The organism is Williamsia phyllosphaerae (assembly GCF_014635305.1).
Taxonomy (GTDB): domain Bacteria; phylum Actinomycetota; class Actinomycetes; order Mycobacteriales; family Mycobacteriaceae; genus Williamsia_A; species Williamsia_A phyllosphaerae.
Genome location: NZ_BMCS01000003.1, coordinates 189,911 through 216,481, shown reverse-complemented (window position 1 = coordinate 216,481; position 26,571 = coordinate 189,911). Strand labels below are relative to the sequence as shown.

Here is a 26,571-nt window from a genome sequence, read left to right as displayed (position 1 = left end):
TGTGCCTACTACGCGCCATCGTTGACGCCCACGCGAGCGGCGCGACGTCGGAAATGAGGAGAACGCCAGTGGCAAGCAGCGAGGTCGAGCACTCGAAGTCCCACTCCGAGGTCGTCGCCACCGGATGGGCCCACGAGCCCGCCGATGCACCGTCGGCCCGTTTCGGGTGGCACGGGGAATCGAAGACCGCGATGCGGATCGGTGGATGGCTCAGCGGGATCCTGCTGCTGGCCATGATCATCGGCAACCACGAGAGCCGCGTCGAGGATCTCTACCTGATCGGTTTCACCGCGGCACTGTGGTTCATCCTTCTGCGCGACCTGTACCTCGGTCGCCGCAAGTGGAAGAACTGAGCTCTCGACCCTTCGCGTTCAGCCCTCGGCCGCGAGCTGACCGCAGGCCGCGGCGATCTCCGAACCACGGGTGTCGCGGACGGTGCACGGCACCCCACCCTCGTTGACCCGGCGGACGAACTCGCGCTCGACCGGCTTGGGCGCGGCGTCCCACTCGCTGCCCGGTGTCGGGTTCAGCGGGATCACGTTCACGTGCGCCAGGTGCCCGAGGTGCTGGCGGAGTCGTTTCGCCAGCAGGTCCGCACGCCACGGCTGGTCGTTGATGTCGCGGATGAGCGCGTACTCGATCGACACACGCCGACCGGACACGTCCGCGTAATACCGTGCGGCAGAGAGCACTTCCTCCACCGACCACCGGTTGTTGACCGGGACCAGGGTGTCGCGCAGTTCGTCGTCGGGAGTGTGCAGCGACACCGCCAGGCGGACCTGCATCTTCTCGTCGGCGAGCCGACGGATCGCCGGCGCGAGACCCACCGTGGACACGGTCACCGAGCGCTGGGAGATACCGAGGCCCTCGGGCGCCGGTGAGGTTATGCGCAGCACCGCGTCCCGGACGCGGTTGTAGTTCGCCAGCGGCTCACCCATCCCCATGAAGACCACGTTGGACAGACGCCGGGCGCCGGGGAGCTGACCGTCGGCCACCGCGCGTGCGGCCGCACGGACCTGGTCGACGATCTCGGCGGTCGACAGGTTGCGGTCCAGACCACCCTGCCCGGTCGCACAGAACGGGCACGCCATGCCGCACCCGGCCTGACTCGAGACGCACACCGTGGTGCGGTCGCGGTAGCCCATCAGAACCGACTCGAGCATGGTGCCGTCGTGCAGACGCCACAGTGTCTTGCGGGTGGTCCCGTCGTCGCAGGCGATGTGCCGGATGGGCGTCATCAGGGTCGGGAACAGTTCCTGCCCCACCGTCGCGCGGACCGCCGCGGGCAGGTCGGTCATCGCGGTGGGGTCGGCCTCGAGCCGGCCGTAGTACTGGCGCGCGAGTTGGTCGGCGCGGAACGCGGGCAGACCGAGCTTGCGCACGGCCTCGGTGCGCTGCGCGCGGTCGAGGTCCGCGAGGTGGGTCGGCGGACGCCCCCGCTTGGGGGCGTCGAACACCAACGGGAGGTCGGGACCAGGCATGGGTCAACGGTCTCGCAGTTCGGGACGGAAATCCAATCGACTCCCGACGCGCGAGGAATCGTTCCCTCTCCGGACGCCACATCGACGATGATGTGTCCATGACGAACCAAGAACCCGTGGCGGGCAGGGATCCACAGCCGGTCGAGACCAGCGGCTCCAGCGACGCGGGTTTGCCCGCGGCCGATCACCGCGATTCGGTCAAACAGGCGCTCAGCGACGTCCAGCACACGCGGACCAAGTCGGCGTGGGTCGGCGTGATCGTCGGGGCGATCATCCTGATCCTGCTGCTGGTCTTCATCGTGCAGAACCTCGACAGCCGGTCGATCCAGTTGTTCTTCTGGGAGGTCAACCTCCCCCAGGGCGTGAGTCTGCTGATCGCGGCCATCGCGGGCGCGTTGATCACCGCGGTGGTCGGCGGGGCGCGGATGTTCCAGATCCGTCGGGCCGTCCGCAAGGCCTGACCCATCGGTGGGCGGGCCGCGCGGCCCGCTCACCGGCGACGTGGCGGCTAGAGCAGGGCGCCCAGGATCGCCCACACCACGAACGCACACGGCAGGATCGAGTCGAGTCGGTCCATGATGCCGCCGTGGCCGGGCAGCAGTGTGCCCATGTCCTTGATGCCGAGATCGCGTTTCACCTGCGACTCGACGAGGTCTCCGAGGGTCGCGCAGACGACCAGGACGGGTCCGAGGACCAGTCCGATCCACCAGTGCGCGTCGACCAGGTAGGTGACCACGAGTACGGCGCCGACGGTGCCGAAGACCAACGAGCCGGCCATCCCCTCCCATGACTTCTTGGGACTGATGGCGGGGACCATGGGGTGTCGGCCGAAGAGCACCCCGGCGGCGTACCCGCCGATGTCGGAACACACGACGACGATCATCAGGGTCAGCACGCGTGCCCACCCATGGCTCTGCAGCACCATCATGATCGCGAACGACGCGAGCAACGGGAGCCACGCGAGCACCAGGACGGTCACCGCGAGATCGCGGAGGTAGTTCACCGGCGGGTCGGTGACGCCCTGGGACAACAACTTCCAGATCATCGCGACGAGAACCGTGGCGACGAACGACACGAGCGCGCCGTTGGTGCCGTAGGGCCAGCTGGTCCACATGATGGCCTGGCCGCCGACGAGCAGCGGGATCACGCCGACGTCATAACCGCCCGCACGCAGCCGCTTGATGACCTCCCACATGGCGACCGCGAGCGAGACCGCGACCACGCCGATCCAGACCTTGGGGATGAAGACCAGGACCAGGATGACCCCGACGCCCAGCGACCCACCGACCGCGATCGCGGCCGGGAGGTCACGACCGGCGCGGGAGCGCTTGGGCTCCGGGGCCGCGGCATCACCGCCGGTCGCCACCGGGGGTGACGACGGCGTTCCTGCCGTCGGGTCCGTGTCCGTCACTGGTCGGTCCTGTCTGTCCATTCGTATCGAGTCGCCCGGGGTCTCACACCTCGAGGAGCTCGCCCTCCTTGTGCTTGACGAGTTCGTCGATCTGATGAACGTAGCCCGCGGTGGTCTTGTCGAGATCCTTCTCGGCGCGACCGACCTCGTCCTCCCCCGCCTCGCCGTCCTTCTGGATGCGCTTGAGCTCGTCGACGGCCTTACGGCGGACGTTGCGGATCGAGATCTTGGCGTCCTCGCCCTTCGACTTCACCTGCTTGACCAGCTCGCGTCGACGCTCCTCGGTGAGCTGCGGGATCGAGACCCGGATGATGTTGCCGTCGTTGGTCGGGTTGACGCCGAGGTCGGAGTTGCGGATGGCCGTCTCGATGTCGTTGAGCGTGCCCGCCTCGTACGGCTTGATGATGACCATGCGCGGCTCGGGGGTGCTGATCGACGAGACCTGCGTGATGGGTGTGGTCGCACCGTAGTAGTCGATGACGATGCGGTTGAACATCGAGGGATTCGCACGACCGGTACGGATACCGCCCATGTCGTCCTTGGCGACGCTGACCGCCTTCTCCATCTTTTCCTCGGCGTCGAACATTGCTTCGTCGATCACGACTTCTCCTCCATCACGTGGTCACCAGGGTTCCGATTTTCTCACCCGCGACCGCTCGGGCGATGTTGCCCTCCACCAGGAGGTTGAACACCAGCATCGGCATCTTGTTGTCCATGCAGAGGCTGAACGCGGTGGAGTCGGCCACGGCCAACCCCTTCTCGATCACCTCGCGGTGGGTGATCTCGCGGTAGAGCGTCGCGTTCGGGTCGATGCGGGGGTCGGCGGAGTAGACGCCGTCGACTCCCTTGGCCATCAACACGGCCTCGGCCTTGATCTCCAGGGCGCGCTGCGCGGCGGTGGTGTCGGTGGAGAAGTACGGCATGCCCATGCCGGCACCGAAGATGACCACGCGCCCCTTCTCGAGGTGGCGCTGGGCGCGCAACGGGATGTACGGCTCGGCGACCTGGCCCATGGTGATGGCGGTCTGCACGCGGGTGACGATACCCAGCTTCTCCAGGAAGTCCTGCAGGGCAAGGCAGTTCATCACGGTTCCGAGCATGCCCATGTAGTCCGAGCGGGACCGCTCGAGACCGCGCTGCTGGAGTTCGGCACCGCGGAAGAAGTTGCCGCCACCGATGACCACCGCGATCTCGACGCCACTGCGGACGACCTCGGCGATCTGGGCGGCGACGGTGGCCACGACATCGGGGTCGAGTCCGACCTTGCCGCCACCGAACATCTCGCCACCGAGCTTGAGAACCACTCGACGAAAGCCCGGACGGTCACCGGTGGATCCCGGGTCACCCACTTCGGTCACTGCGACACCTTTCGTTGTCCTCGCATCTGTCCCACGCCGGAGCGAGACGCAGAGGTTCGCCCTCGGTGATCCTATGCGGTGCCGGGCATCGCGATCGCAATCCCCGGTGCACCACCCGGGCGGGATCGACGATTGCGCCCGGACACGAACAACCCCGGCGAGCGACTTCATGCTCACCGGGGTTGTCAGTGTGTGCGATCAGGCCTGGCCGACCTCGAAGCGGGTGAACGCCACGACCGTGACGCCTGCGGCGTCGAGCACGGACTTCACCGTCTTCTTCGAGTCCTGCACCGACGCCTGGTCGATGAGGACGACGTCCTTGTAGTAGCCGGTCACGCGGCCCTCGACGATCTTGGTGAGGGCCTGTTCGGGCTTGCCCTCCTCGCGAGCGGTCTGCTCGGCGATGCGACGCTCGCTCTCGATGACGTCGGCGGGGACCTCGTCGCGCGTCGCGTACTTCGCCTTGAGCGCGGCGACCTGCATGGCGGCACCGCGAGCGGCCTCGGCCGCCTCGGGGCCGTCACCGGTGTAGGACACCAGCACACCAACGGCGGGCGGCAGGTCCGAGGCGCGCTTGTGGAGGTAGCTCGCAACCGGTCCGTCGTAGGACACGACGCGACGCAGTTCGAGCTTCTCGCCGATCTTGGCCGAGAGTTCCGCGACGGCGTCGGCGACGGTCTTGTCGTCGAGCTTCGCGGCGCCCAGGGCGTCGAGGTCGGCGGTCTTCTGCTCGGCGGCCACGGTGACGATGCGGTCGGCGAGCTTCTGGAACTCCTCGTTCTTGGCGACGAAGTCGGTCTCGCAGTTGATCTCGATCATCACGCCGTCGCGGGTGGCCACGAGGCCCTCCGCGGTGGACCGCTCGGCACGCTTGCCGACGTCCTTGGCGCCCTTGATGCGGAGCTGCTCGACGGCCTTGTCGAAATCGCCGTCGTTGTCGGCCAGCGCGTTCTTGCAGTCGAGCATTCCCGAGCCGGTCAGTTCGCGGAGCCGCTTCACGTCAGCGGCAGTGTAGTTCGCCATCGGTGGCGAGCCTCCTTAGATCTTCGGTGGGCGATGGACAACGCGGGTGACCGCGCGGCACACCGCCGTGTCGGATGTCGCGGGCGGCGATGTGGGAGAACGCCTCGCGAGTCGAGTCCCGGCGTGCGCGCCGCCGAGGTGGTCACCTCGGCGACGGCGTACGCGTCGATGACGACGAGCGGGTGGGCTCGTCGACAGGTGGTCAGGCCTGCGGGGCCGCGGGTGCCTCGGTCGCGGTGGCCGGGGCCTCCGCCGGTGCGGCTTCGGCAGCCGGGGCGGCAGCCTCGGTGCCGGTGGGGGCGGTGGCCTGCGTCAGCAGCTCCTGCTCCCACTCCGCCAGCGGCTCACCGGCGCCCGCCTCGGGCTTGGTGTCGCTGTCGGTGTTGGAACCGGCACGTGCCTGGACGCCCTCGGCGACGGCCGACGCGACCACGCGGGTCAGCAGCGCAGCGCTGCGGATCGCGTCGTCGTTGCCCGGGATCGGGTAGTCGACCAGGTCGGGATCGCAGTTGGTGTCCAGGATCGCGATGACCGGGATGTTCAGTTTGCGGGCCTCACCGACAGCAATGTGCTCTTTGTTGGTGTCCACGATCCACACGGCAGATGGCACGCGGGCCATGTCTCGGATACCACCGAGGGTGCGGTCGAGCTTGGTCATCTCACGCGTGAGCATGAGGATTTCCTTCTTGGTCCGACCCTCGAAGCCACCGGTCTGCTCCATGGTCTCGAGCTCCTTGAGGCGCTGGAGACGCTTGTGGACGGTGGAGAAGTTGGTGAGCATGCCACCGAGCCAGCGCTGGTTCACGTACGGCATCCCGACGCGCAGCGCCTCGGACGCGATGGACTCCTGCGCCTGCTTCTTGGTGCCGACGAAGAGAACGGTGCCGCCGTGGGCGACGGTCTCCTTGACGAACTCGTAGGCCTTGTCGATGTAGGTCAGCGTCTGCTGCAGATCGATGATGTAGATGCCGTTGCGATCGGTGAAGATGAATCGCTTCATCTTGGGATTCCAACGACGGGTCTGATGCCCGAAATGAGCGCCGCTGTCGAGCAGCTGCTTCATGGTCACGACTGCCATGTGTGTGTTCTCTCCTGTGTGCAGTTTCTCGTCGGCCGCAGGTGCGACCGACCCTGACGCCTGACGCCGACCAGAACCCGGACTCATCTGAGTTCGGGACCGCCTGGTCGGTGGCACCGGCCGCGATCCCCGATGACGGGGTGCAGACGGTTTCGCAGGCGTGCGAAGTCACTCCACCCACCGGGTGAAGCGCATCGGCCAGTCTACGCACGCCGACGGGTGCAGGCGAAATCCGTCGCGACGAGGTGGAACCACGAGGTCACGGGGCACGTCTGAGCACTGTGGACAGGCGCCGTCGCGGGAGGTTTCACCGTGTGGCGACGCGTCTGATCACGGCGTCGGTGGTGGTGGGGCTCGTGGGGACGGGCCTCACCACCTCCGACGGGTCGGCGGCCACCGGCGAGTACGGCTGGCCGTTGGCGCCGCGGCCATCGGTGGTCCGCGGGTTCGATCCGCCCGAACAGCGGTGGATGCCCGGTCATCGCGGGGTCGACCTGGCGTCCACCGTCGGGGCGGTGGTCCGGTCGGCGGGTGGCGGCGTCGTGAACTTCGCGGGCGAGGTGGCCGGCAAACAGGTGGTGTCGGTGCGCCATCCCGACGGCATCCTCACCACCTACGAACCGGTGGAGCCCCAGGTGACGGCCGGTCAGGCGGTGTCGCGCGGCGACCCGCTCGGGACACTCGTCGCCGGTCACGCCGGCTGCGTCGGTGTGTGTCTGCACTGGGGTGCGCGCCGCGGTGCGGGATCGGCCGCCCGTTACCTCGATCCCCTGGCGCTCCTCGGGGTTGTCCGTGTCCGGCTCAAACCCCTCCAGCCCGGCGACGCCTGACCGTGTCGCGCCCTCGCTCACCGCGGTTGGGCCGTTGTTCGTCGCGTTGGGCCTTCGTCGACGCGGGTTGGGCCCTCGTTTGCCCGGGTCGGGCTCGGTCAGGCGCGCGGATGCGCCTGGCGGTGGACCGCGCGCAGCCGTTCGACACCGACATGGGTGTAGAGCTGCGTGGTCGCCAGCGAGGAATGGCCCAGCAACTCCTGGACGACGCGGAGATCCGCCCCGCCCTCGAGCAGGTGGGTGGCTGCGGAGTGGCGTAGACCGTGGGGACCGAGATCGGGCGCCCCCTCGACCGACTGCGTCGCGGCGTGCACGACGCTTCGTGCCATCCGCGGATCGAGTCGGCCGCCCTTGGCTCCCAGCAGCAGGGCCGCTCCGGATCGCGGCGTCGCGAGCGCGGGCCGCCCGAGGCGCAACCACCGGTCCACGGCCTGCGCCGCCGGGACCCCGAACGGGACCGTCCGTTCCTTGTCCCCCTTGCCGATGACGCGCAGGACGCGGCGGTTGTCGTCGACGTCGCCGACATCCAGTCCACACAGCTCGCCGACACGAATGCCGGTGGCGTACAACAGCTCGACGATCACCCGGTCGCGGATGGCCATGGGGGCGTCACTGTCCGAGCGCACCGGGTCGTCGACGACCCGGCGGGCCTGATCGGCGGTCAGCACGGGCGGGAGGGTGCGGTGCGCCCGCGGGGCCTGCAGGCGGATCGACACGTCCGAACCCAACAGGCCCTCGCGCGTTGCCCAGGCGCAGAACGTCTTGACCGAGGACACCTGCCGGGCGATGGTCGTGCGGGCGGCGCCGCGACGGGTCGACTCCCCCAGCCAGGCCCGCAGCAGGGCGAGGTCGAGGTCGGTGATCGCACGCTTGCGGACACCGGCGAACGAGATCAACGCACGGACGTCGCCCACATAGGCACGGATGGTGTTCTCGCTGCTCCCGCGCTCGTAGCGCAGGAAGTCCTCGAACTCACCGAGCCGGGTGGAAGTGGTCACGTCGTCACCTCACGTGGAAACCGCCGACGGGGCAAGCCCACACGCACTCCGTGACCAAAGCGTGCCCGGGCGACGAGCAGAGATCGTCCTACAGGGCGCTGCCCGCCTTCTCTTCTTCCTTGCGCAACTCCGCCTTCCACTGACGGAAACCGTCCTCGGTGCGTCCGCGACGCCAGTACCCCGAGATCGACGCGTTCTTGGCCGAGACACCGCGCTCTCTGCGGACGTAGCGCCGCAGGTTGTGCATGACCGCCTGCGCCTCACCGTGGATGAAGACCTGTGGTTCGCCATCGAGCCATTCCGCGGCGCGCACGGCTGCGATGACCGGTGCGTTGTCCCCGGCCACGGCGTCGTCGGCCTCGTCCGATCCGGCGCCGCGGTGGATCCAGGTGATGTCCGCGCCGGAGGGAGCCACCAGCGTCAGCTCGTCGTCAGGGCCGGCGACCTCGATGAACACCTTGGCGATCGCGGTGTCGGGCAATGCCTCCAGCGCCGACGCGAGTGCGGGGAGACCCGCCTCGTCGGAGGCCATCAGATGCCAGGGCGCGGCGGGGTCGGGTCGGTACCCGCTGCCCGGCCCGTTGAACCGCACGACGTCGCCGGGCCGGGCGGACGCGGCCCACGGGCCGGCGATGCCGGATTCTCCGTGCACGACGAAATCGACTGCGATTTCTTGCCGTTCGGTGTCGACCGACCGCACCGTGTAGGTGCGGACGGCGGGTTGGTCATCGGCCGCGAACTCGCTACGGATGCGCTCGAGGTCGAACGGCTCCGGGTAGTCGACCCCCGGTCGGCCGAAGATGATCTTGATGTAGGAATCGGTGTCGTCGCTGGCGTCGAACTCGGCGAACCCGGGTCCGCCGAGGTGCACGCGAACCATGTGCGCGGTGATCCACTCGGTGCGGGTGACGACCATCGTGTTGAGCTTCCTGGCCACAGGTGTTTCTCCTTGCTGTCGTTCCCGAGCGTACACGCCAGCAAAGGGCACCCTAAGTTGTCGCCGGCGTCTCCTCGCGCAGCCCCCACGTCTGCCCGAAGCCGCCGTCGGCCTCGGGACGCGCCATCAGCTCGAGGAACGGACCGGCCGGGAACGCCTCGGGACCGAGCACCCCGGCACCCGTCCACGTCCCGGCGGCCAGGAGTTCCAGCGCGACAACGGGTCCCAGAGCGGTCTGCCACACCACGCACTGGGTCCCGTACTCACGCATCGTCCATTCGTTGTCGCTGACGTGGTAGAGGTACACCGCACGAGGAGCGCCGTCCTTGGTGCCGGTGACATACATCCCGGCGCAGGTCTTACCGGTCATGATCGGTCCGATCCCGGCGGGATCGGGCAGCGCGGCCGCGACCACATCGCGCGGTGCGACCGACACCGGACCATCGGCCGATCGGACACGGATGGGTGCGGTGGAGTCGAGGCCCAGCGTGTGCAGCGTCTTGAGCACCCCGATGAACTCGGCGCCGAGGCCGTACTTGAACGTCACCCGCTGCGCGTCGAGCCAGCGCGGCATGAGCAGCACCTCTTCGTGTTCGACGTTGACGCACTCGACCTCGCCGATGCCGTCGGGGAAGTCGAAGACCTCGGGCTCGGAGAACGGCGGGGTGGTGAACCACCCGCGGCCGGACTCGTAGATCACCGGCGGGTTCAGACACTCCTCGATCGTGGTCCAGATGCTGAACGACGGCGCGAAGATCTCGTTCCCGGACTCGTCGCGGACGACGAGGTTGGCACCGTCCCGCGTCCCGAGCTCGTCGACGGTGTCGAAGAGTTCGTCACAGGCGTAGCGCGCGAACACATCCGACAGGCCCGGCTCCACGCCCATGCCGACGAGCGCGAGCCGAGAGGCCGACTCCCACTCGTCGTGCGCGGCGAACTGCTGCTCCCCCAACATCACACCGGTCTGCGCGTAGGGATCGGTCGGATGGGGCGAGCTCAGACTCATAGCCATGTCGAGATAGTCGGCCCCGGCCGCGAACGCGCCGGCGAACACCGTCGGTACGAACGACGGTTCGACGGCGTTCATCACGTGGGTGACGCGGTGCTCGAGTGCCAACGCCGTCACCGCGTCGGCGTCCGAGGCGTCGATCTGCGCGGCGGCGAAACGGCGCGCGGACTCCGCTCCGGTGCGCTCCGCGATCGCCGCCACCGTCCGCTCGGCGCGCGCCGGGTCGAAGTCCGCCACCACGCAGAGTTCGAAGAAATCGCGGCGGGCGGCGATTTTCGCGATGGCGTCGCCGACACCACCGGCACCGATCAGCAGGATGCGCATCGGGCCAGCCTAGTCAGCGCATCGGCGGCAGGCGTCGGTTCTAGAGCACCGGTCCGGAGCGGCCACTCGCCCAGACCGCAGCGGTGTTCCGGTAGGCGTCGTCGAGCATCACACCGGTCGCGAACTCGCGCACCACGGTCTCGCCGCGTGCGGTGCGCACGATGAGAAAGTGACCGACGAGCTCACCCGGGTCGGCCAGCCCGGCCACCACGATGTGGTGTCGGAAGTCGCGGACGATTCCGGAGAGCTCGCTGAGTTCCACGCTGATCCGTCCGACGAAACCGTCCGGCGAATCGATGTCGGGCACGACCCAACCGCCGATCGGCAGCAACGCCACGAGCACCGCGTCTCGAGGGGTGTTGCGCAGGATCTCGAGGTCGGAGTCCGGTGGTAGCGTCGGCTCGTCCGAGGGCGACGCCGTGATCGACATCAACGCGGTGAAGCCGTCGATCGCCTCGTCCCGGGTCAACGTCCCCGCGTCGAGGTCGGAGAAGAACACCTCGAACGCGGCGTGTGCCGCGGCGTCGAGCGGGCCGTCTCCGGCTGCCTCCATGGTCTCGTCCTCCTCCCCGCGTAAATCGACGACGCGCAGTGCTGTCGACTCGACGGTATCGGTGTCGCCCGACATCAGCGCGCCGGCAGGCGCCAGCCCGATCCGTCGGAGGCGACCAAGCCGTAGGTCTCGAGCATTGCCAGCGCGGACCGGGTCCGCGCGACCTCGATCCCCGCCGCGAAGGCGATCTCGGCGATGGTGGCCGAACCACGGCCGGGTATCGCGTCGCGGACCCTGCTCTGGACGTCGTCGAGGGTCCGCTCATCCGGACGGCGCGTGGTTCCCGCCGCGTCGTCCACACCGTCCGGGGTGATGAGGTGCTCGATGTCGTCGGCGTCCATGACCAGCTGGGCCTGGCCGTCGCGGATCATCCGGTGACATCCCACCGACATGGCCGACGTCACCGGCCCCGGCACGGCGCCCACCGGCACACCGCACTTCACCGCCCACGCCGCGGTGTTCAGCGACCCACTTCGTCGGCCCGCCTCCATCACGACAACCGCCTTGGACAGTGCCGCCACCAGCCGGTTGCGGGTCAGGAACCGGTGTCGTCCGGCCGATGTGCCCGGTGGGTACTCGCTGACCACCACGCCGTCGGCGACGATGCCGGCGAACAGCTGCGTGTGGCCGGTCGGGTAGTCGATGTCGAAACCGCACGCCAGGACCGCCGCGGTCAGCCCGTCGGAGGCAAGCGCGGCGCGGTGCGCGCTGCCGTCGATGCCGTACGCCCCGCCGGAGACGACGCCGCGGCCCGATCCGATGAGTCCGGTGACCATCTTCGACGTGATGTGTTGGCCGTATCCGGTCGATGCGCGCGACCCCACCACGGCGACCGCGCGGTCGGTGATGGCGTCGAGTCGCCCGCCACCACGGACCCACAGCGCCAACGGCGGACCGCCGCGTGGCGCCGTGTCCGACATCGTCAACGCGTGTAACGCCCACCCCGGCCACTCGTCGTCGACGGGCGTCACCAACCGACCGTTCATCCGCTCGGCGGTCTCGAGATCGGTTCGTGCGGTGTCCTTCTCGTATCGTGCGGCCGTCGGGCGAAGAACGCCCTGATGCCCCTCCGGCACGCATCGGGTGGCGACGGCCTGCGCGGCGTCGACGACGCCCACGGCGTCGACAAGTCGGATCACCGCGGCCGACGGGGGTTCGGACACCGCGGCCAGGTAGGCCCAGGCGAGTCTCTCGCGAGCATCCATCACGCATACCCCCGATCGCGGAACAGCAACGCCTGCGCCACCTCGTCCTCGGTCGGCGACACCCCGCCTCGCAGATCGGTCAGTGTCCACGCGAGCCGCAACGCGCGGTCGGCACCCCGGGCGGTGACCCGGCCGTCGCGGAGGAACAACTCGATCGGACGGGTGACCGCTGCCGGGAGACGAAAGTCCTGTCGCAGGGCCGATCCCGGGACCTCACTGTTCGTCTGCCACCCCCGTTCCGCCCACCGGGCCCGCGCCGCCTCCCTCGCGAAGGTCACCCGTGCACGGACATCGGCGCTGTTCTCACCGGACGGGTTCATCAGTGCGGCGTTACCGGGTGGGTCCATCCGGACGCGGATGTCGACCCGATCCATCAGCGGACCCGACAGCTTGCCGAGATAGCGGCGCCGGACCTGCGCCGAGCACACACAGTCGACGTCGTTGGCGGGTGCACACGGGCACGGGTTTGCCGAGAGGATCAGCTGGAATCGGGCCGGCATCACCGCGACCCCGTCGCGGCGCATGACCCGGGTCTCACCGTCCTCGAGCGGGGTGCGCAGCGACTCCAGCGCCTTGACGCCGAGCTCCGCGCACTCGTCGAGGAACAGGACTCCGCGGTGTGCGCGGGAGGCCGCACCGGGTCGGGCCATCCCGGTACCGCCGCCGACCAGCGCGGTCGACGACGCCGAGTGATGCGGCGCGATGAACGGCGGCTCGGTCACCAACGGCCGCCCCGCGGGCAGCGTCCCGGCGATCGAGTGGATCGCGGTGACCTCCAACGACTCCAGCTCGGTCAGCGGCGGCAGGATCCCCGGCAGTCGCCGGGCCAACATCGTCTTGCCGATCCCCGGCGGACCGGTCATGAACAGGTGATGGGCCCCGGCCGCGGCGATCTCGAGCGCGTAGCGCGCCTCCTCCTGCCCCACCACATCGGCCAGATCGGGAACCGGCGCCGACTCCACCGCACCCGCCTCGTCACCGACGGTGTCGAGCACCCGCTCACCGGACAACCACCCCAACACATCCGACAGATGACCAGCCCCACCGACATCGATCCCCGACACCAACGCCGCCTCCGCCACGTTCGCCAACGGCACCACCACATGGGTGAACCCCGCCCGCCGTGCCGCGACCACCGCGGGCAACACCCCACGCACTCCCCGGATCCGACCGTCGAGCGCCAACTCCCCGATGAAGACCGTCTTCTCCAGATGGTGCGTCGGCACCAGATCCTTCGCCGCCAACACCGCCAACGCAAGCGCCACATCGTAATTCGACCCCGACTTGGGCAGCGTGGCCGGCGACAGACTCAAGGTGATCCGACCATCGGGCCACTTCTTCCCGCTGTTGGTGATCGCCGCCCGGACCCGATCCTTCGACTCCTTGAGCGACGCGTCGGCCAGACCCACCAGCTGCACCCCCGGCAACCCCTGACCGATGAACGCCTCGATCTCCACCATCACACCCTCGACCCCGCTGATCGCAACCGAGCGCACACACCCCAGCGACATCAGAACACCCCACGCAGGTGACGGATACCCGGTGTCCCGGCCGAATCGATCTGCACGGCAATGACATCGAACCGGATGACCGGCCACCCGCGTTCCTGATCGGCCAACCACAGCCCGGCCAGACGACGCAGGCGGCGGTACTTCTCATACGTCACCGCCTCGGCCGGGTCGGCGTACAACGACCCCGTACGCGTCTTCACCTCGACGATCACCAGATCGGTCCCGTCGACGGCGATCACATCGATCTCGCCGTACCGACACCGCCAATTGCGGTCGAGCACCGACCACCCCGCACCGGACAGATACTCGACCGCGACATCCTCGCCGCGCTGCCCGATCACCTGGCGCCGATTGCGCCCCCGCTTCGCTGTAGCCACCGACCAACCATGACCGCACCGGCCGACCCCACCGACGCGACGACGCCCCGCACGACACCGATCTGCGGAGGCGACCCGATCTGTGCAGAAACCGGTCCCCGGGCAGCCGGGCGCGAACTCAGCGGACGGTCAGATTCGTCGTCGACATGGGCGGCAGATCACGCAGGGTGGGATGGGCCCGGTGGGCCTCGAATCCTCCCTCGGACGCGCGATAGGAGGTCAGGGGCGCTCCGGAATCGACGACACCGGACCGATCCATCAGCGTTGCGACGATCTGCCGTCCGATGGGTCCGAGCTCGGTCAGAGCCGGATCGTGCTCCTGCGCCTCCTCCAGCCCGACCTGAGCGATCGACTCGATCCCCCGGGTACCCAGAGCGTCGAGGAGGATCCCGATGTCCGCCGACGGACCCGGCGCGATCGGCAGCGTGGTCAGGAGCGCACGCGACGCGGCGAATTCGCGGCCGAGTGGGGACACGATGTCGATCAACTGCGGGCGCAGCGAGGCGAGCAGCGGCCGGATCAGCAGTTCGGTGAGTCGGCCGGCGCCGTTGTCCACCTCGCCGACCCGTGGCGTGGGCCGTCTCCGGAAGCCCTTGACCAGCGACAACCGGTCGTCGGTGAGCAGTGGTCCGATGAGCGCGGCCACCGGGGCGTCGAGTCGTGGGTCGACGAACACCAGGATGTCGCCGTCGGTGACCTCGAGCGATCGCCAGATGGCCTCGCCGCGGCCGGACCTGTCTCCTGCGTCGCGAGCAGTGCACGTCTCGACCCGCACCCCACGGGACTCCGCGCGGTCGATCGTGGCGTCGGTCGACCCCGCGTCCACCACGACCACCTCGTCGACGAGCGTGCCCACCAGCGGGAGGATGCCGTGCAGCGCATCGGCGACGACATCGGCGTGATCACGCGTCGGCACGACCACCGACACCGATCGGTCACCCTTGGCGGCGACCAGATCGGCCACCGACCAGTCGGGGTGGACCCACGACCTGGCGGCGAGGCGGCCGACAGCGACGAACCCGTCGCCGACCGCGCCGCCTGCGGTCACCGGTTCAGTGCCGTCGAGAACATCGGCCACGAATTGTGCAGGTCGTCCTGCCAGTAGGGCCAGCTGTGCGTGCCGGGGTAGTTGAGTCGGAAGGTCGCCGGGATGTTCAGTGAACGCAGACGGGTCTGCATGCGCTGGGTGCAGTAGTTGGTCGCGCTCTCGATGACCGCGCCTGCCGCGATCCGCTCGGCGAGTGCGGTCACGTTCCCCTTGATCCCGGGCGCGTTGATGTTGTCGTACTGCCCGGGGACACCGGTGCCCGCGGCCACGTAGATGGCCTTACCGCGCAGCTTCTCGGCGTTGACGTAGGGGTCCTTGCGCACCCACTCCGGATCGGTCGACGGTCCCCACATGTTCAGCGTGTTGCCGCCACCACGGGCCACGGTCAGCTTCACGAACGCCTGCCCGATGGGGTCGCTGGTCATCGCGCATCCGCTGTAGGCGCCGATCCCCTGGTAGAGGTCGGGGGCGTCGAGCGACAGCTGGAACACCGAGGTGCCCGCCATCGAGATGCCCGCGATGGCGTTGCGGCCGCTGCCCTTGTAGGCCGCATCCATCAGCGGTGGGAGTTCCTTGGTGAGGTAGGTCGACCACTTGAGATGACCGAGCTTGGGGTCGTCACGACGCCAGTCGGTGAAGTAACTCGCCACCCCACCCACCGGCACGACGAGGTTGACGTTCTTGTCCGCGAAGAACTTGATGACGTCGGTCTGGTCGAACCAGCTGCTGCCGTTGTAGCCGCCGGCGGCGCCGTTGAGCAGGTACAGCGTCGGTGACGTGGCTGCGTTCACCCGCGAGGGGAGCACCTTCACCAGCATCTCCGCCTTCATGGCGGTCGATCGGACGTAGACGTCGCGGACGCCGTCGGCCTGAGCCACGGTCCGGGTGATCGTCGCTCCACCGATCGACAGCGGTGCCGCCGCCGCGGGCGCCGCCACCAGCATCGGTGCGGTCGCCACGACCGCCATCGACAGTGCACCCAGAGTCGACACACTCAACCACCGACGACCTCGTCGTCGCGTACCCGCAGAGAGAAAACCTCTCACCCCGGCAATCCTCCCCTTGAGAAGTCGGCACGCCCTCGCGGCCTGACTGAGGCCACAATAGTTGACGTGGGTCACACCGATCGACCACGCCGCAGCGCGCTGGCTCGGACCACAGTCGGGATTCGCGCGACATGGGACACATCACAGACGTGGCCCGGATGTCACACGTCACGAACCGCATCGGTTGCCGCTGTGAACCACCCACGGTACCCTCCATAACTATCGTACGGGAGGGGAACCGTGCGAGTATTCAACGCGGACACTGCTTCTCGCATTCGGCCGTCATCAATGATCGCTGATGTTTTCGGATGCACATCGACTCGTGATACAACCAGTGAGCCTGATCACGACGCGGTGCGGGGGAACGCTACTCGACGTGGTGCACGGCCAGGGGTTCGCGAGGGGAGAAAAAATCATGATCAACTTCGGTTTGATCGACGAGTGGGAACCGTCTCCGGGCAGGGTCACGAGTTGGGTCGCGTCGCTGGCCTCGGTCGCCGCGGCCGGACATGCCCCGACACACCCCGTCGGCCCCTCCTACCAGCAGGAAGCTTATCTCCGCGCCGCTCAGCGCCACGAGGACGCAGGCTTTCGTTTCGGTCGTCTGTGCCTGCTGGCGTTCGAGATCCAGGGTGAACTCGACGTCGAGGCGATGACCCGCGCGATCAACGTGTTCCTCCGTCGCCATGACACCTTTCTGAGCTGGTTCTCGATGGACGACGACGAGATCACCCGCCACGTCATCGACCCGAGCATCGTCGACTTCGTCCCCACCGACTCCACCTACATCTCCAGCAGCCAGGACATCCGTGAGCATGTCGAGGCGCAGACGCCCGGCCCGTTCAACTGGGACTGCTTCACCCTGGGCACCATCGAGCACGACGGGCGTTTCGTCGTCTACCTCGCCGCCGATCACCTCAACTCCGACGGCATCTCACAGGCCCTGTCGTGTGTCGACCTGATGTCGGCCTACCAGCGCGAGATATCCACCGACGCACCGGAACTCATGCCCGTCGGCAGCTACATCGACTTCTGCCGCCGCGAACGGGACATCTCACGCGAACTCACCCTGGAAACCCCCCAGGTCCGCAAGTGGATCGAGCTGCTCGAGGAGAACGACGGCGAACTCCCCCACTTCCCGCTCGATCTCGGGTTGTCCACCGCGGACTACAACCGCAGCGCGTTCACGACCGTCGATCTGATGACCCCCGAGCAGGCCGAGCGGGTCGACATCGCCTGCCACGCGAACGGCGCGGGGTTCGCCGCCGGCGTCCTGGCCATCGCAGGACTGGTCAGTCACGAGTTCACCAACCGCACCAAGTACTTCGGCTTCACCCCGAAGAACACCCGCTCGACCGCGAGCGAGTTCGCCTCCGTCGGGTGGTTCACCAACCTGATCCCGGTGTGCGTCGACATCACCGACGGCTCGAGCTTCACCTCGATCGTCGAGGCCACACAGCAGTCGTTCAACGAGGGCAAGACCATGTCGGAGGTGTCGCTGCACCGCGTGCTCGAACTGGTGCCGCAGGACTCGACCATCAGCATCCCGGCCGGCTGGTCGGTCCCGATGGTCAGCTACCTCGACGTACGCAAACTCCCCGGCGGCGACATGTTCGACAAGGTCAACTTCTCGGTGTTCGGCAACCGCGGTAGCTCCGAAGAGGTGTTCATCTGGGTGAACCGCTTCCCGGAGGGCACCAAGATGAGCTTCCTCTACCCACGTACCGACGAAGCCGAGACGTCGATCAAGCTCTACGTCGACCGTATGCTCGAGATCTTCTCAACCATCGCAGCGACCGGTGACTACGTCCCCTCGGTGGCCGTGCTCGCGAAGTAGGGGCCGCTGATGGCCGGCCGGCATTCGACCTTCTCGATCGACGACACCTCGCCGATCCGTCTGCCGGCCTTCGCCGACGGCGACACCCGACCCATCGACCACCGGGCCATCCGTGCCCTCGGCGCGCTCGACGGCATGTCCTTCGCGGATCCACCGGGTACCGCGGAGCCGTCGGCGCGGAGCTGGCTGGCCCTCAGCGCCTGCCTGATCGCGGTGTTCATGCAGATGGTCGACACGACCATCGTCAACATCGCCCTGCCCAGCCTGTCCACCGATCTCGGCGCCACGTCGTCGAACCAGTTGCTGGTGCTGACCGTCTACACCCTGGCCTTCGCGTGCACCCTGATGACGGCATCGCGACTGGGCGAGCTGTGGGGACGACGCCGGGTCTTCCTGGGCGCGTTGATCGGCTTCACCGTGACCTCGGTGCTCTGCGGGACTGCAACGGGCGCAACCGAGTTGATCGTGTTGCGTGGTCTGCAGGGCGTGTCCGCCGCCTGCGCGTCGGCGCAGACGATCGCGATCATCTCGGCGATGTTCCCGCGGTCTCGGCACGGCGCGGTGTTCGGACTCTACGGCGCGACGGCGGGTATCGCCGCCATGCTGGGTCCGGTCCTGGGCGGCGCCCTCATATCGGGTGACGTGCTCGGCCTCGGGTGGCGCACCATCTTCCTGGTCAATCTGCCGCTGGGCGTCGTGGCGTGCGCGATGGCGTTCCGCTACCTGCCGTCGATCCGTTCCGCCGAGCACGAGCCGCTCGACGTGGTGGGCGCGATCCTGTCCTCGGCGGGGTTGTTCGCCCTCATCTATCCCCTCGCGGTGGGTCGTGAGCAGGGATGGCCCACCTGGCTGCTGGGCCTGTTGGCGGTGTCGATCGTCCTGCTCGTCGCGTTCGTGATCTACGAGCGCCGTCTGCTCCGACGCGGCGGTAACCCACTGTTGCGGCTGGACCTGTTCGGCAACCGGGCCTTCGCCGTCGGGGCCACGCTGTCGCTGCTGTTCTTCGGTGTGTTCGCGGCGTTCTTCTTCGCGGTGTCGATCACCACCCAGTTCGGACTGGGGTACTCCGCGTTGCGGACCGGGCTGATCACCTTGCCGTTCGCCGTCGGTGCGGCCATCGGGTCGCTGACCTCGCCGTTGCTGGTCAACCGCATCGGAGCCCGCACCCTCGCGGTCGGAATGGTGTTCTTCGCGGTGTCGGTCGGGTGGGTCGCGCTGCTCATCGACCCGTCGGCCCGGACCCTCGACATCGCCTCGGTCCTCATCCCGTTGGCGATCGGCGGGATGGGGACGGGTTTGTTCGTGGCGCCGCTGCAGGCCACGATCCTGTCCGGGACCTCGACGGCCACCGTCGGTTCGGCGTCGGGCTCCATCCCGACCGTCCAACAGGTCGGCGCGTCGATCGGTCTGGCCGTGATCGGCATCTTCTTCTTCAACCAGGTCGCCGACCAGTCGGTTCCGGCCGTGCGCGACGGCGGTCAGGTCCTGACGCAGCGGCTGACGACCACCGAGGTACCGGGATCGGTGCAGCAGTTCGTCGTCGACGAGTTCACCCGGTGCGCGCGGGAGCAGTTGGCCTCGGCCCGACCCGAGGTGGTGCCGCCGGGATGCGCGGGCACCGCCTCGGCTCCGTCGAACGGGACCGACATGCGGTCGACGATCGCCCGTCAGGCCGCGCCGGCGATCCGCGAGGCGGGTCGTGATGTCGCCGCACACTCGTTCCTCGGGGCGTTCGTCGTCATCATGTGGACGATCGCCGGAACCGCACTCGGTTTGGCGCTGCTGAGCCTCGGGCTGCGTAAACGTCCGCCCGAGATGGTCGCGACGTCAGCGGAGATCCCGGTCGTGACCGACGACGATCCCCGGGTGTCGGCGACGGGCCGGCACCGGCTGCGGTCCTGACCCTCCCAGGGGCAGATCAGTCGGGCAGCGCGCCGTCCTCGGGCAGGCGCAGCTCGGACTTCTCGAGTTCCTCGATGTTGACGTCTTTGAACGTGATGACCCGGACCTGCTTGACGAAGCGGGCGGGCCGGTACATGTCCCACACCCAGGCGTCGGACATCCGGAGTTCGAAGTACACCTCGCCGTCGGCGTTGCGGGGCACCATCTCGACGGAGTTCGCGAGGTAGAAGCGCCGTTCGGTCTCCACGACGTAGGTGAACTGGCCGACCACGTCCTTGTACTCGCGGTACAGGGAGAGTTCCATCTCGGTCTCGTACTTCTCGAGATCCTCAGCACTCATGCGGTCCAGCCTAGTGGTTTCGTGACGCCGGGTTCGCAGCGGATGCGTCGAGGGCGACGGGTTCGCCGACGGGCCGCACCCGCTCACGGACATTGCGGTAGGACATCCGATGCTGCGGTGACGGACCGAGCCGGTCGAGCGCCGACATGTGCAGCTCGGTGCTGTAGCCCTTGTGGATGTCGAAGGCGTAGCCGGGCAGGTCGCGCTCCATCTGGACCATGATCCGGTCGCGGGTGACCTTGGCCAGGATGCTCGCGGCCGCGATGCAGGCCGCGGCGCCGTCTCCCCCGATCACCGGCAGCGACGGCACGGTGAGCCCGGGGACGACGAACCCGTCCGACAGCACGTAGCCGGGCGGGACGGTCAGGGTGGCGACCGCGCGGCGCATCCCCTCGATGTTCGCGACGTGAATACCGATGCGATCGACCTCGGCTGCGTCGACGATGACCACACTGCAGCTCAGTGCGTGTTTGACGACCGAACGGTAGAGCTTCTCCCGGACGGCCGGGCTGAGCTTCTTCGAGTCGTCGAGGTCGGCCAGCGACACCAGCTGTGTCGGTTTGAGGACGCACGCCGCGACCACGAGTGGACCGGCGCATGCGCCTCGACCGGCCTCGTCGACACCGGCCACGGGGCCGAGACCGCTGTTGTGCAATGCGAACTCGTAGGTGCGCAGACTGGCCGCCCGCCGGATCGGCGAACGGGGTGGCCACCGACTCATCGACGCACGCCCGCTACTTCTGCGGGTTGTCGGAGCCGACCCCACCTATGCGCGAGAACGGATAGATGATGAACCGGACCTTGCCGCGGATGTCGGAGATCGGCACCGTGCCCCGGAGTTCGTCGGTGATGTGGAAGCGCGAATCCGCGGAGTTGCCGCGGTTGTCGCCCATCACCCAGACGTTGCCCTCGGGGATGGTGATCGGCCCGAAGTCCGCGCCGAGGCAGCTGTTCAGCGTCGACCCGTCCTGATCGTCGAGCAGACCGGGGTTGATGGTCGTGTCCTGTTGTTGCAGAGAACGATCCACGTACGGCTCGGACAGCGGCTTGCCGTTCACGGTGACGCCGACCTTGTCCGCGTTGCGGCACTGCACGGTCTGACCGCCGACGGCGACGACGCGTTTGACCAGATCGTTCTCGTCCGGCGGGGCGAATCCGAACCAGGACAGTCCGTCCTGGAGTCCGCGGACGACCGTGTTCGACGACCGGGGAGACGTCCAGCCCTCGTCCCATGAGGACGTGGGCCCCTTGAAGACAACGACGTCGCCGGGTTCGGGATCGCCGAAGCGATAGGACAGCTTGTCGATCACGATGCGGTCGTTGGTGCATCCGGCGCATCCGTGCAGCGTGTTCTCCATCGACTCCGACGGGATCACGTACTGGCGACCGATGAAGGTCTGCAGGATCCAGGTCAGGACGAGAACGCTGATGACGATGATGACGGTTTCGCGCAGCACCGAGCGCTTCTTGGCCGGCGCCGCATCTGCGCGCGACCGCCACGGGCGATTCGACGACTCGGTGGCCTCGGGTTCCCGAAAGTCGTTGCGATCCGGGCGATCGGCACCGAGATCGTCGTCGGTCGGGCTGCCGTGGCGGGGGGTATCGGGCACGCCGCTCAGCCTAGTGGACCGCGACGGCGTGGCGACGGATCCGGTCGGGGACCGGCCCGCCGAACGCTGATGTCAGCGCTTTTCCTTGATCTTGGCGGCCTTGCCACGCAGATCGCGGAGGTAGTACAGCTTGGCGCGACGGACGTCACCACGGGTGACGACGTCGACCTTGGCCAAGGTGGGGCTGTGCACCGGGAAGGTGCGCTCCACACCGACGCCGAACGAGACCTTGCGGACGGTGAACGTCTCCTGCAGGCCACCGCCCTGGCGACGGATGACGACACCCTTGAAGACCTGGACGCGCTCCTTCGAGCCCTCGATGACCTTGACGTGGACGTCAAGGGTGTCGCCGGGCCGGAAGTCGGGGATGTCGTCGCGCATCGACCGCTTGTCGAGGAAGTCCAAGGTGTTCATCAGGTGGTCCAATCATGGGCGTTCACTGGGAGCAGAGGAACCTGGCGGCCGCGTGAGCGGTTCGACCGGTTCGTGCTCTAGTCGTGTGGATCGCCGGAACGGGGGCTCGACATGGTCGAGCGACCCTCGAACGGCAACCCGACCATTGTGCCAGAGCGACCCCGCCGGGACGAAATCGATGTCGCCGGGTCCGGCGCCGGCGCGGCGTGGACCACCTCGTCGAGCACCGACTCGGCCTCGGAGAACGCGCGGGGGACGTCCGGACGTCCCGCCATCAGGTCCTGGAGGTAGATCTTCGCCCGGATGGGTGGGCGCCGCAGCTTCCGCTCGCGGTTCATCGCCCGCGCCATCCGTCTGGGACGCCGCGTGTAGCGCCAGCGCGCCCAGGGTGATCCGGGACGGGCGAGCCGGAGGGCACCGACGAGCAGCAACGGCCACGCGAAGATGCCGATCAGCGCCGTCCAGATCTTGCCCTTGAGCAGGACGATCACCGCGAGCCCCAGGCTCGCCGCGGCGACGGCGAGTTCCACGACGATCTCGGCCACGCTCGCGTCGTCGGCGAAGATGGAGGTCTGGAACAGCTCCAGCGGACGGAAACCGAGCAACACCATCCCGGTGGCTCCGAGGACCGCCCACACCGCGTCCACCGAGGCCCGCCCCTCCTCGGCCCAGTACACATCGCGCAGGTAGAAGATCAGCGCGAACTCGTCGAGGACCAGCGCCGCCCCCACCCCGAACAGGCAGGCCAGCACCGACGCCGTCGTCTGCGACCCGGTGAGCGAGACCGCGATCAGGGCCACGCCGGAGACGAGCACGAGCACCACGCCGAACACCATGTGGTGGACGTGGGTCTCCCCCGTGCTCATGTTGCCGAACCACCACCGGACCTGAGCGCGGATGAGGCGCACGCTGACGCGGGTACAGACGAACCCGACGACGAATCCGATGAAGAAGAGGAACAGCGGGAGTCGGCCACCGTCGACGATGTCGTGCGTGAACCAGTGATGCACGGTGTCAGGCTAGTCCGGTTCGACCGGGTCGTCGGTCCCCAGCAGATCGGGTCGGCGCTCCCTGGTGCGGCGCAGTGACTCCTCGCGTCGCCAGGCCTCGATCCGCGCGTGGTCACCGCTGCGCAGGACGGCGGGTACGGCGAGTCCGCGCCAGACCTCGGGGCGGGTGTAGCTCGGCCCCTCGAGCAGGCCGTCGGAGAACGAATCCTGTTGGTGCGACGCGGCGTTGCCGAGTACGCCGTCGATGAGTCGGACGGTGGCCTCGACCATCGCGATGGTCGCGACCTCGCCGCCGATGAGGACGAAGTCGCCGATGGACACCTCGAGCACGCGTGTCCGCCGCGCGACGTCGTCGACCACCCGTTGATCGATGCCCTCGTAGCGTCCACACGCGAACACCACGTGTCGCTCGCGGCTGAACTCCTCGGCCATCGCCTGGGTGAACGGCACGCCTGCGGGAGTGGGGACGACGAGCAGGGCGTCGTCGGGACAGACGTCGTCGAGGCACGGACCCCACACCTCGGGCTTCATGACCATGCCGGGGCCGCCACCGTAGGGCGAGTCGTCCACACCGCGGTGGACGTCGTGGGTCCAGTCGCGCAGGTCGTGGACGTCGACGGAGATGATGCCCCGGTCGATGGCGCGTCCGAGCAGGGCCGCGCGCAGCGGCGTCAGGTATTCGGGAAAGATCGAGACGACGTCGATGCGCAGCGTCGGCGCCGTGTCGGACGTCCGAGCAGGACCGGTCACTGCAGGTCGAGCAGGCCGTCGGGCGGATCGATCTCGATGCCGTCGGGCGAGACGGTCGGGACGATGTCGGTCACGAACGGCACGAGGATCTCCCGGCCCCCCTGGGTGCGGACCACGAGGGTGTCGCCGCCGGGGAGGTGCAGGATCTCCGAGAGGATGCCGATGTCGTCGCCGGTGACGGTCCGGACGCCGACCCCTTCGAGTTCGTGATCGTAGAACTCGTCGGGGTCGGAGCCGGAATCGACTGTGGCGCTGTCGATCAGGAAGAGCACGCCGCGCAGGTCGTCGGCGGCCGACCGGTCGTCGACCCCGTCGAGGGTCAGCAGCAGGCGACCGGAGTGCTCGCGTGCGCCGGTGACCGTGAAGTCGCGGTCGCCCCGCCCCTTGGGCAGACGGCCACGCAACGTGGCGCCGTCGGCGAACCGGTCGTCGGGATCGTCCGTGCGGACGTCGACGACCAGTTCGCCGCGGACGCCATGGGCCTTGACGACCCTGCCGACGACGAGATCCATCGAGGGGATGCGATCAGCGATCGGTGTCGACGATGTCCAGGCGCAGACCGCGTCCACCGATGCCGGTGACCAGGGTGCGCAGAGCCGTGGCGGTACGTCCGCCGCGGCCGATGACCTTGCCGAGATCCTCGGGGTGCACGTGCACCTCGACGAGACGGCCCCGGCGGCCCGTGATCATGTCCACGCGGACCTCGTCCGGGTTCGCGACGATTCCGCGGACCAGGTGCTCGATGGCGTCGGCGACGACAGCGCTCACGCGTCGGCCTTGGCGGCGTCTCCGGCGTCGGCTGCGGGAGCGTCGGTCGCCTCGGCTGCGGGCGCCTCGGTGGCGGCCGCGTCGTCAGCGGTGTCGGCCTTCTTGGCGGCCTTCTTCTTGGGGGTGGTGGCCTCGGCGGCCGGCTCGCTGTCGGCGGCGGCCAGCGCCGCGTTGAACAGGTCGAGCTTGCTGGTCTTGGGCTCCTTGACCTTGAGGGTGCCCTCGGTGCCCGGCAGGCCCTTGTGCTTCTGCCAGTCGCCGGTGATCTTCAGGATGGCCTCGACCGGCTCGGTCGGCTGTGCGCCGACACCCAGCCAGTACTGCGCGCGCTCGGAGTCGACCTCGATGAGGCTGGGCTCTTCCTTGGGGTGGTACTTGCCGATGGTCTCGATCGCACGACCGTTGCGACGGGTGCGGGCATCGGCGACGACGATGCGGTACTGCGGGTTGCGGATCTTGCCGAGGCGGGTGAGCTTGATCTTGACAGACATGTGTTCTCTTTCTGCGTGGTCACGATGCAATTCAGCGACCCACCCGGTGTGGTGGGCCCGGTTTTGCGATGTCGAATGGTGTGACCGTCGGGCGGCCATGACCGCGTCCGACGAACCAGCAGGCCATTCTGCCAGACGGTGAACCCGCGGCGAAATCCGTCTACAGGACGATGCCGCCGCAGATGACCGCGACCGGATCGCGAAGCGTCTCCAGATCGGTCCGGGGGTCGTCCCGGAGGACCAGGAAATCGGCGCGGTCGCCCACGTTCAGGATCCCCGCCCCGAGCCATGCCCGCGGTAGGTCGGTGGCCGCGGCCAGCGCGCCGGCGGCGTCGAATCCGACGCGCTGCAACGCGACCACCTCGTCGACGATGCGGCCGTGTTCGACGAACCCGCCCGCGTCGGTTCCCGCGAAGATGGGCACCCCCGCCTCATGGGCGGCGGAGAACACCTCGCGGGCGCCGTCGTGCAGAGCGCGCATGTGGGCCTGATAGGTCGGGAAGCGGTCCGCGCCCTCGGCGATGCCCGGGAAGTTGTCCACCTGGATGAGCGTCGGCACCAGACCGATCCCCCGCTGCGCCATGGTCGCGATGAGCTCGTCGGTGAGACCGGTGCCGTGTTCGATGCAGTCGACCCCGGCGTCGAGCAGCCCGGGCAGGGCGTCGGTGCCGAAGACGTGCGCGGTCACCCGGGCGCCCTCGTCGTGCGCGGCGGCCACGGCGTCGGCGAGTTGGCGGTCGGTCCACAGCGGGGCGAGGTCGCCGACCTCTCGGTCGATCCAGTCCCCCACGATCTTGACCCAGCCGTCACCGTCGCGGGCCTGCCTGCGCACCTCGTCGGGCAGGTGGTCGGGGTCGTCGAGGTCGACCCCGTAGCCGCGGAGGTACCGCTTGGGTCGGGCGATGTGTCGTCCCGCCCGGATGAACTGCGGGCTGCGCGGATCGCTGTCGAGCGGGTGGGTGTCCAGCGGTGACCCGACCTCCCGGATCAGCAGCGCGCCCGCCTTCGCGTCGGCGTGCGCGAACCCGCGTGCCCGCTCGATGGTGACACCGAGGCCGGGCGCGATACCGACATGGTTGTGCGCGTCGACGAGCCCAGGGACGATCCACCCGCCCGTGACGGTCTGCGCGTCGGCGACGGGGCCGTCGACGATTCGTCCGTCGACGGTCCACAGGTCGACCTCACGGTCGTCGGAGGTCCCGTCGACTCCCGGGATCCGCCCCCGGACGTGCAGAACGTCCGAGGTCATCGGCGCCGCAT

30 protein-coding genes are annotated in these 26,571 nt (G+C 68.4%); 5 read left to right on the top strand and 25 right to left on the bottom strand.

Translation table 11 applies throughout. The annotated features are described in order from the left end of the window. Positions 1-68: 68 nt before the first annotated feature. A complete protein-coding gene (locus tag IEV93_RS19580; RefSeq protein WP_188492167.1) occupies positions 69-353 on the top strand; it encodes a DUF2631 domain-containing protein in 285 nt (94 codons plus the stop codon). A gap of 18 nt (positions 354-371) precedes the next feature. On the opposite strand, the gene rlmN is transcribed toward IEV93_RS19580, so the two are convergent. Beyond that, complete coding sequence (gene rlmN / locus IEV93_RS19575) at positions 372-1,481, bottom strand: dual-specificity RNA methyltransferase RlmN (RefSeq protein WP_188492166.1); 1,110 nt, start codon at positions 1,479-1,481, stop codon at positions 372-374. A 98-nt stretch (positions 1,482-1,579) separates the two neighbouring features. Between rlmN and IEV93_RS19570 the strand changes: the two genes are divergently transcribed. After that, positions 1,580-1,942: a LapA family protein gene (locus tag IEV93_RS19570; protein WP_188492165.1), complete on the top strand. Its 363-nt coding sequence runs from the start codon at positions 1,580-1,582 to the stop codon at positions 1,940-1,942. A gap of 47 nt (positions 1,943-1,989) precedes the next feature. Here IEV93_RS19570 and IEV93_RS19565 read toward each other — a convergent pair whose 3' ends face one another. The 5 genes from IEV93_RS19565 to rpsB all read right to left on the bottom strand — a co-directional run bounded on the left by IEV93_RS19565 (position 1,990) and on the right by rpsB (position 6,351). Continuing rightward, on the bottom strand, positions 1,990-2,913 hold the full coding sequence (locus tag IEV93_RS19565; RefSeq protein ID WP_188492164.1) for a phosphatidate cytidylyltransferase: 924 nt from the start codon (positions 2,911-2,913) through the stop codon (positions 1,990-1,992). Between the two features lie 22 nt (positions 2,914-2,935). Beyond that, on the bottom strand, positions 2,936-3,493 hold the full coding sequence (gene frr, locus IEV93_RS19560) for a ribosome recycling factor (protein WP_188492163.1): 558 nt from the start codon (positions 3,491-3,493) through the stop codon (positions 2,936-2,938). 13 nt (positions 3,494-3,506) lie between these two features. Next, the gene (pyrH, locus tag IEV93_RS19555; RefSeq protein WP_188493218.1) at positions 3,507-4,241 is read right to left on the bottom strand and encodes a UMP kinase; all 735 of its coding nucleotides are present in this window, start codon (positions 4,239-4,241) and stop codon (positions 3,507-3,509) included. Positions 4,242-4,448: 207 nt separating this feature from the next. Further along, positions 4,449-5,273: a translation elongation factor Ts gene (tsf, locus tag IEV93_RS19550; protein ID WP_188492162.1), complete on the bottom strand. Its 825-nt coding sequence runs from the start codon at positions 5,271-5,273 to the stop codon at positions 4,449-4,451. 202 nt (positions 5,274-5,475) lie between these two features. Continuing rightward, entirely contained in the window at positions 5,476-6,351 is an 876-nt protein-coding gene (gene rpsB / locus IEV93_RS19545; RefSeq protein ID WP_188492161.1) for a 30S ribosomal protein S2, read from the bottom strand. 314 nt (positions 6,352-6,665) lie between these two features. On the opposite strand from rpsB, the gene IEV93_RS19540 reads away from it, so the two are divergent. Next, entirely contained in the window at positions 6,666-7,181 is a 516-nt protein-coding gene (locus IEV93_RS19540; RefSeq protein WP_371873868.1) for a murein hydrolase activator EnvC family protein, read from the top strand. 98 nt (positions 7,182-7,279) lie between these two features. Here IEV93_RS19540 and IEV93_RS19535 read toward each other — a convergent pair whose 3' ends face one another. The 9 genes from IEV93_RS19535 to IEV93_RS19495 form a co-directional block, all read right to left on the bottom strand. Further along, a complete protein-coding gene (locus IEV93_RS19535; RefSeq protein ID WP_188492159.1) occupies positions 7,280-8,179 on the bottom strand; it encodes a tyrosine recombinase XerC in 900 nt (299 codons plus the stop codon). A gap of 88 nt (positions 8,180-8,267) precedes the next feature. Continuing rightward, on the bottom strand, positions 8,268-9,116 hold the full coding sequence (locus tag IEV93_RS19530) for a siderophore-interacting protein (protein ID WP_188492157.1): 849 nt from the start codon (positions 9,114-9,116) through the stop codon (positions 8,268-8,270). 52 nt (positions 9,117-9,168) lie between these two features. After that, entirely contained in the window at positions 9,169-10,449 is a 1,281-nt protein-coding gene (locus tag IEV93_RS19525; RefSeq protein WP_188492154.1) for a saccharopine dehydrogenase family protein, read from the bottom strand. A 40-nt stretch (positions 10,450-10,489) separates the two neighbouring features. Then, on the bottom strand, positions 10,490-11,002 hold the full coding sequence (locus IEV93_RS19520) for a hypothetical protein (protein WP_188492152.1): 513 nt from the start codon (positions 11,000-11,002) through the stop codon (positions 10,490-10,492). 74 nt (positions 11,003-11,076) lie between these two features. Then, positions 11,077-12,207, bottom strand: coding sequence for a DNA-processing protein DprA (gene dprA / locus IEV93_RS19515; protein ID WP_188492150.1), 1,131 nt, complete (start codon positions 12,205-12,207; stop codon positions 11,077-11,079). After that, on the bottom strand, positions 12,207-13,718 hold the full coding sequence (locus IEV93_RS19510; protein WP_188492148.1) for a YifB family Mg chelatase-like AAA ATPase: 1,512 nt from the start codon (positions 13,716-13,718) through the stop codon (positions 12,207-12,209). Before IEV93_RS19510 ends, dprA begins: the two co-directional genes overlap by 1 nt. Next, positions 13,718-14,095: a YraN family protein gene (locus IEV93_RS19505; RefSeq protein ID WP_188492146.1), complete on the bottom strand. Its 378-nt coding sequence runs from the start codon at positions 14,093-14,095 to the stop codon at positions 13,718-13,720. The genes IEV93_RS19510 and IEV93_RS19505 overlap by 1 nt, the downstream gene beginning before the upstream one ends. A gap of 118 nt (positions 14,096-14,213) precedes the next feature. Further along, entirely contained in the window at positions 14,214-15,173 is a 960-nt protein-coding gene (locus tag IEV93_RS19500) for a glycosyltransferase (RefSeq protein ID WP_188492144.1), read from the bottom strand. Next, complete coding sequence (locus IEV93_RS19495; protein WP_188493214.1) at positions 15,140-16,111, bottom strand: alpha/beta hydrolase; 972 nt, start codon at positions 16,109-16,111, stop codon at positions 15,140-15,142. The genes IEV93_RS19500 and IEV93_RS19495 overlap by 34 nt, the downstream gene beginning before the upstream one ends. Before the next feature lie 493 nt (positions 16,112-16,604). On the opposite strand from IEV93_RS19495, the gene IEV93_RS19490 reads away from it, so the two are divergent. Together IEV93_RS19490 and IEV93_RS19485 are read left to right on the top strand one after the other, a co-directional pair. Continuing rightward, the gene (locus IEV93_RS19490) at positions 16,605-18,026 is read left to right on the top strand and encodes a condensation domain-containing protein (RefSeq protein WP_188492142.1); all 1,422 of its coding nucleotides are present in this window, start codon (positions 16,605-16,607) and stop codon (positions 18,024-18,026) included. Positions 18,027-18,035: 9 nt separating this feature from the next. Further along, complete coding sequence (locus IEV93_RS19485) at positions 18,036-19,928, top strand: DHA2 family efflux MFS transporter permease subunit (RefSeq protein WP_229705343.1); 1,893 nt, start codon at positions 18,036-18,038, stop codon at positions 19,926-19,928. Positions 19,929-19,944: 16 nt separating this feature from the next. Here IEV93_RS19485 and IEV93_RS19480 read toward each other — a convergent pair whose 3' ends face one another. From IEV93_RS19480 to IEV93_RS19435, 10 genes are all read right to left on the bottom strand, one after another. After that, entirely contained in the window at positions 19,945-20,268 is a 324-nt protein-coding gene (locus IEV93_RS19480) for a DUF2469 domain-containing protein (RefSeq protein WP_188492140.1), read from the bottom strand. Between the two features lie 10 nt (positions 20,269-20,278). After that, positions 20,279-20,989 carry a ribonuclease HII gene (locus IEV93_RS19475; RefSeq protein WP_188492138.1) on the bottom strand — a complete coding sequence of 237 codons (711 nt, stop codon included), beginning with the start codon at positions 20,987-20,989 and terminating at the stop codon, positions 20,279-20,281. 13 nt (positions 20,990-21,002) lie between these two features. Next, positions 21,003-21,878 carry a signal peptidase I gene (lepB, locus tag IEV93_RS19470; protein ID WP_188492136.1) on the bottom strand — a complete coding sequence of 292 codons (876 nt, stop codon included), beginning with the start codon at positions 21,876-21,878 and terminating at the stop codon, positions 21,003-21,005. 72 nt (positions 21,879-21,950) lie between these two features. After that, on the bottom strand, positions 21,951-22,292 hold the full coding sequence (rplS, locus tag IEV93_RS19465) for a 50S ribosomal protein L19 (protein WP_188492134.1): 342 nt from the start codon (positions 22,290-22,292) through the stop codon (positions 21,951-21,953). 77 nt (positions 22,293-22,369) lie between these two features. Beyond that, the gene (locus IEV93_RS19460) at positions 22,370-23,302 is read right to left on the bottom strand and encodes a hypothetical protein (RefSeq protein ID WP_188492131.1); all 933 of its coding nucleotides are present in this window, start codon (positions 23,300-23,302) and stop codon (positions 22,370-22,372) included. A 9-nt stretch (positions 23,303-23,311) separates the two neighbouring features. Beyond that, on the bottom strand, positions 23,312-24,013 hold the full coding sequence (gene trmD / locus IEV93_RS19455; protein WP_188493210.1) for a tRNA (guanosine(37)-N1)-methyltransferase TrmD: 702 nt from the start codon (positions 24,011-24,013) through the stop codon (positions 23,312-23,314). 35 nt (positions 24,014-24,048) lie between these two features. After that, positions 24,049-24,564, bottom strand: a complete 516-nt coding sequence (gene rimM / locus IEV93_RS19450) for a ribosome maturation factor RimM (protein ID WP_188492129.1) — start codon at positions 24,562-24,564, stop codon at positions 24,049-24,051. A gap of 13 nt (positions 24,565-24,577) precedes the next feature. Then, on the bottom strand, positions 24,578-24,820 hold the full coding sequence (locus tag IEV93_RS19445; RefSeq protein ID WP_188492127.1) for an RNA-binding protein: 243 nt from the start codon (positions 24,818-24,820) through the stop codon (positions 24,578-24,580). Then, on the bottom strand, positions 24,817-25,311 hold the full coding sequence (gene rpsP, locus IEV93_RS19440; protein WP_188492125.1) for a 30S ribosomal protein S16: 495 nt from the start codon (positions 25,309-25,311) through the stop codon (positions 24,817-24,819). Before rpsP ends, IEV93_RS19445 begins: the two co-directional genes overlap by 4 nt. A gap of 160 nt (positions 25,312-25,471) precedes the next feature. After that, complete coding sequence (locus IEV93_RS19435) at positions 25,472-26,560, bottom strand: amidohydrolase family protein (protein ID WP_188492123.1); 1,089 nt, start codon at positions 26,558-26,560, stop codon at positions 25,472-25,474. Between the last annotated feature and the right edge of the window lie 11 nt (positions 26,561-26,571).

Coding starts and splice junctions, on each gene's coding strand:
- rlmN (WP_188492166.1), bottom strand. CDS start 1,481: ATGCCTGGTCCCGACCTCCCGTTGGTGTTCGACGCCCCCAAGCGGGGG.
- IEV93_RS19570 (WP_188492165.1), top strand. CDS start 1,580: ATGACGAACCAAGAACCCGTGGCGGGCAGGGATCCACAGCCGGTCGAG.
- IEV93_RS19565 (WP_188492164.1), bottom strand. CDS start 2,913: ATGGACAGACAGGACCGACCAGTGACGGACACGGACCCGACGGCAGGA.
- tsf (WP_188492162.1), bottom strand. CDS start 5,273: ATGGCGAACTACACTGCCGCTGACGTGAAGCGGCTCCGCGAACTGACC.
- rpsB (WP_188492161.1), bottom strand. CDS start 6,351: ATGGCAGTCGTGACCATGAAGCAGCTGCTCGACAGCGGCGCTCATTTC.
- IEV93_RS19525 (WP_188492154.1), bottom strand. CDS start 10,449: ATGCGCATCCTGCTGATCGGTGCCGGTGGTGTCGGCGACGCCATCGCG.
- IEV93_RS19520 (WP_188492152.1), bottom strand. CDS start 11,002: ATGGAGGCAGCCGGAGACGGCCCGCTCGACGCCGCGGCACACGCCGCG.
- dprA (WP_188492150.1), bottom strand. CDS start 12,207: ATGGATGCTCGCGAGAGACTCGCCTGGGCCTACCTGGCCGCGGTGTCC.
- IEV93_RS19510 (WP_188492148.1), bottom strand. CDS start 13,718: ATGTCGCTGGGGTGTGTGCGCTCGGTTGCGATCAGCGGGGTCGAGGGT.
- IEV93_RS19495 (WP_188493214.1), bottom strand. CDS start 16,111: ATGGCGGTCGTGGCGACCGCACCGATGCTGGTGGCGGCGCCCGCGGCG.
- IEV93_RS19490 (WP_188492142.1), top strand. CDS start 16,605: ATGATCAACTTCGGTTTGATCGACGAGTGGGAACCGTCTCCGGGCAGG.
- IEV93_RS19485 (WP_229705343.1), top strand. CDS start 18,036: ATGGCCGGCCGGCATTCGACCTTCTCGATCGACGACACCTCGCCGATC.
- IEV93_RS19480 (WP_188492140.1), bottom strand. CDS start 20,268: ATGAGTGCTGAGGATCTCGAGAAGTACGAGACCGAGATGGAACTCTCC.
- IEV93_RS19475 (WP_188492138.1), bottom strand. CDS start 20,989: ATGAGTCGGTGGCCACCCCGTTCGCCGATCCGGCGGGCGGCCAGTCTG.
- rplS (WP_188492134.1), bottom strand. CDS start 22,292: ATGAACACCTTGGACTTCCTCGACAAGCGGTCGATGCGCGACGACATC.
- rimM (WP_188492129.1), bottom strand. CDS start 24,564: ATGGATCTCGTCGTCGGCAGGGTCGTCAAGGCCCATGGCGTCCGCGGC.
- rpsP (WP_188492125.1), bottom strand. CDS start 25,311: ATGTCTGTCAAGATCAAGCTCACCCGCCTCGGCAAGATCCGCAACCCG.
- IEV93_RS19435 (WP_188492123.1), bottom strand. CDS start 26,560: ATGACCTCGGACGTTCTGCACGTCCGGGGGCGGATCCCGGGAGTCGAC.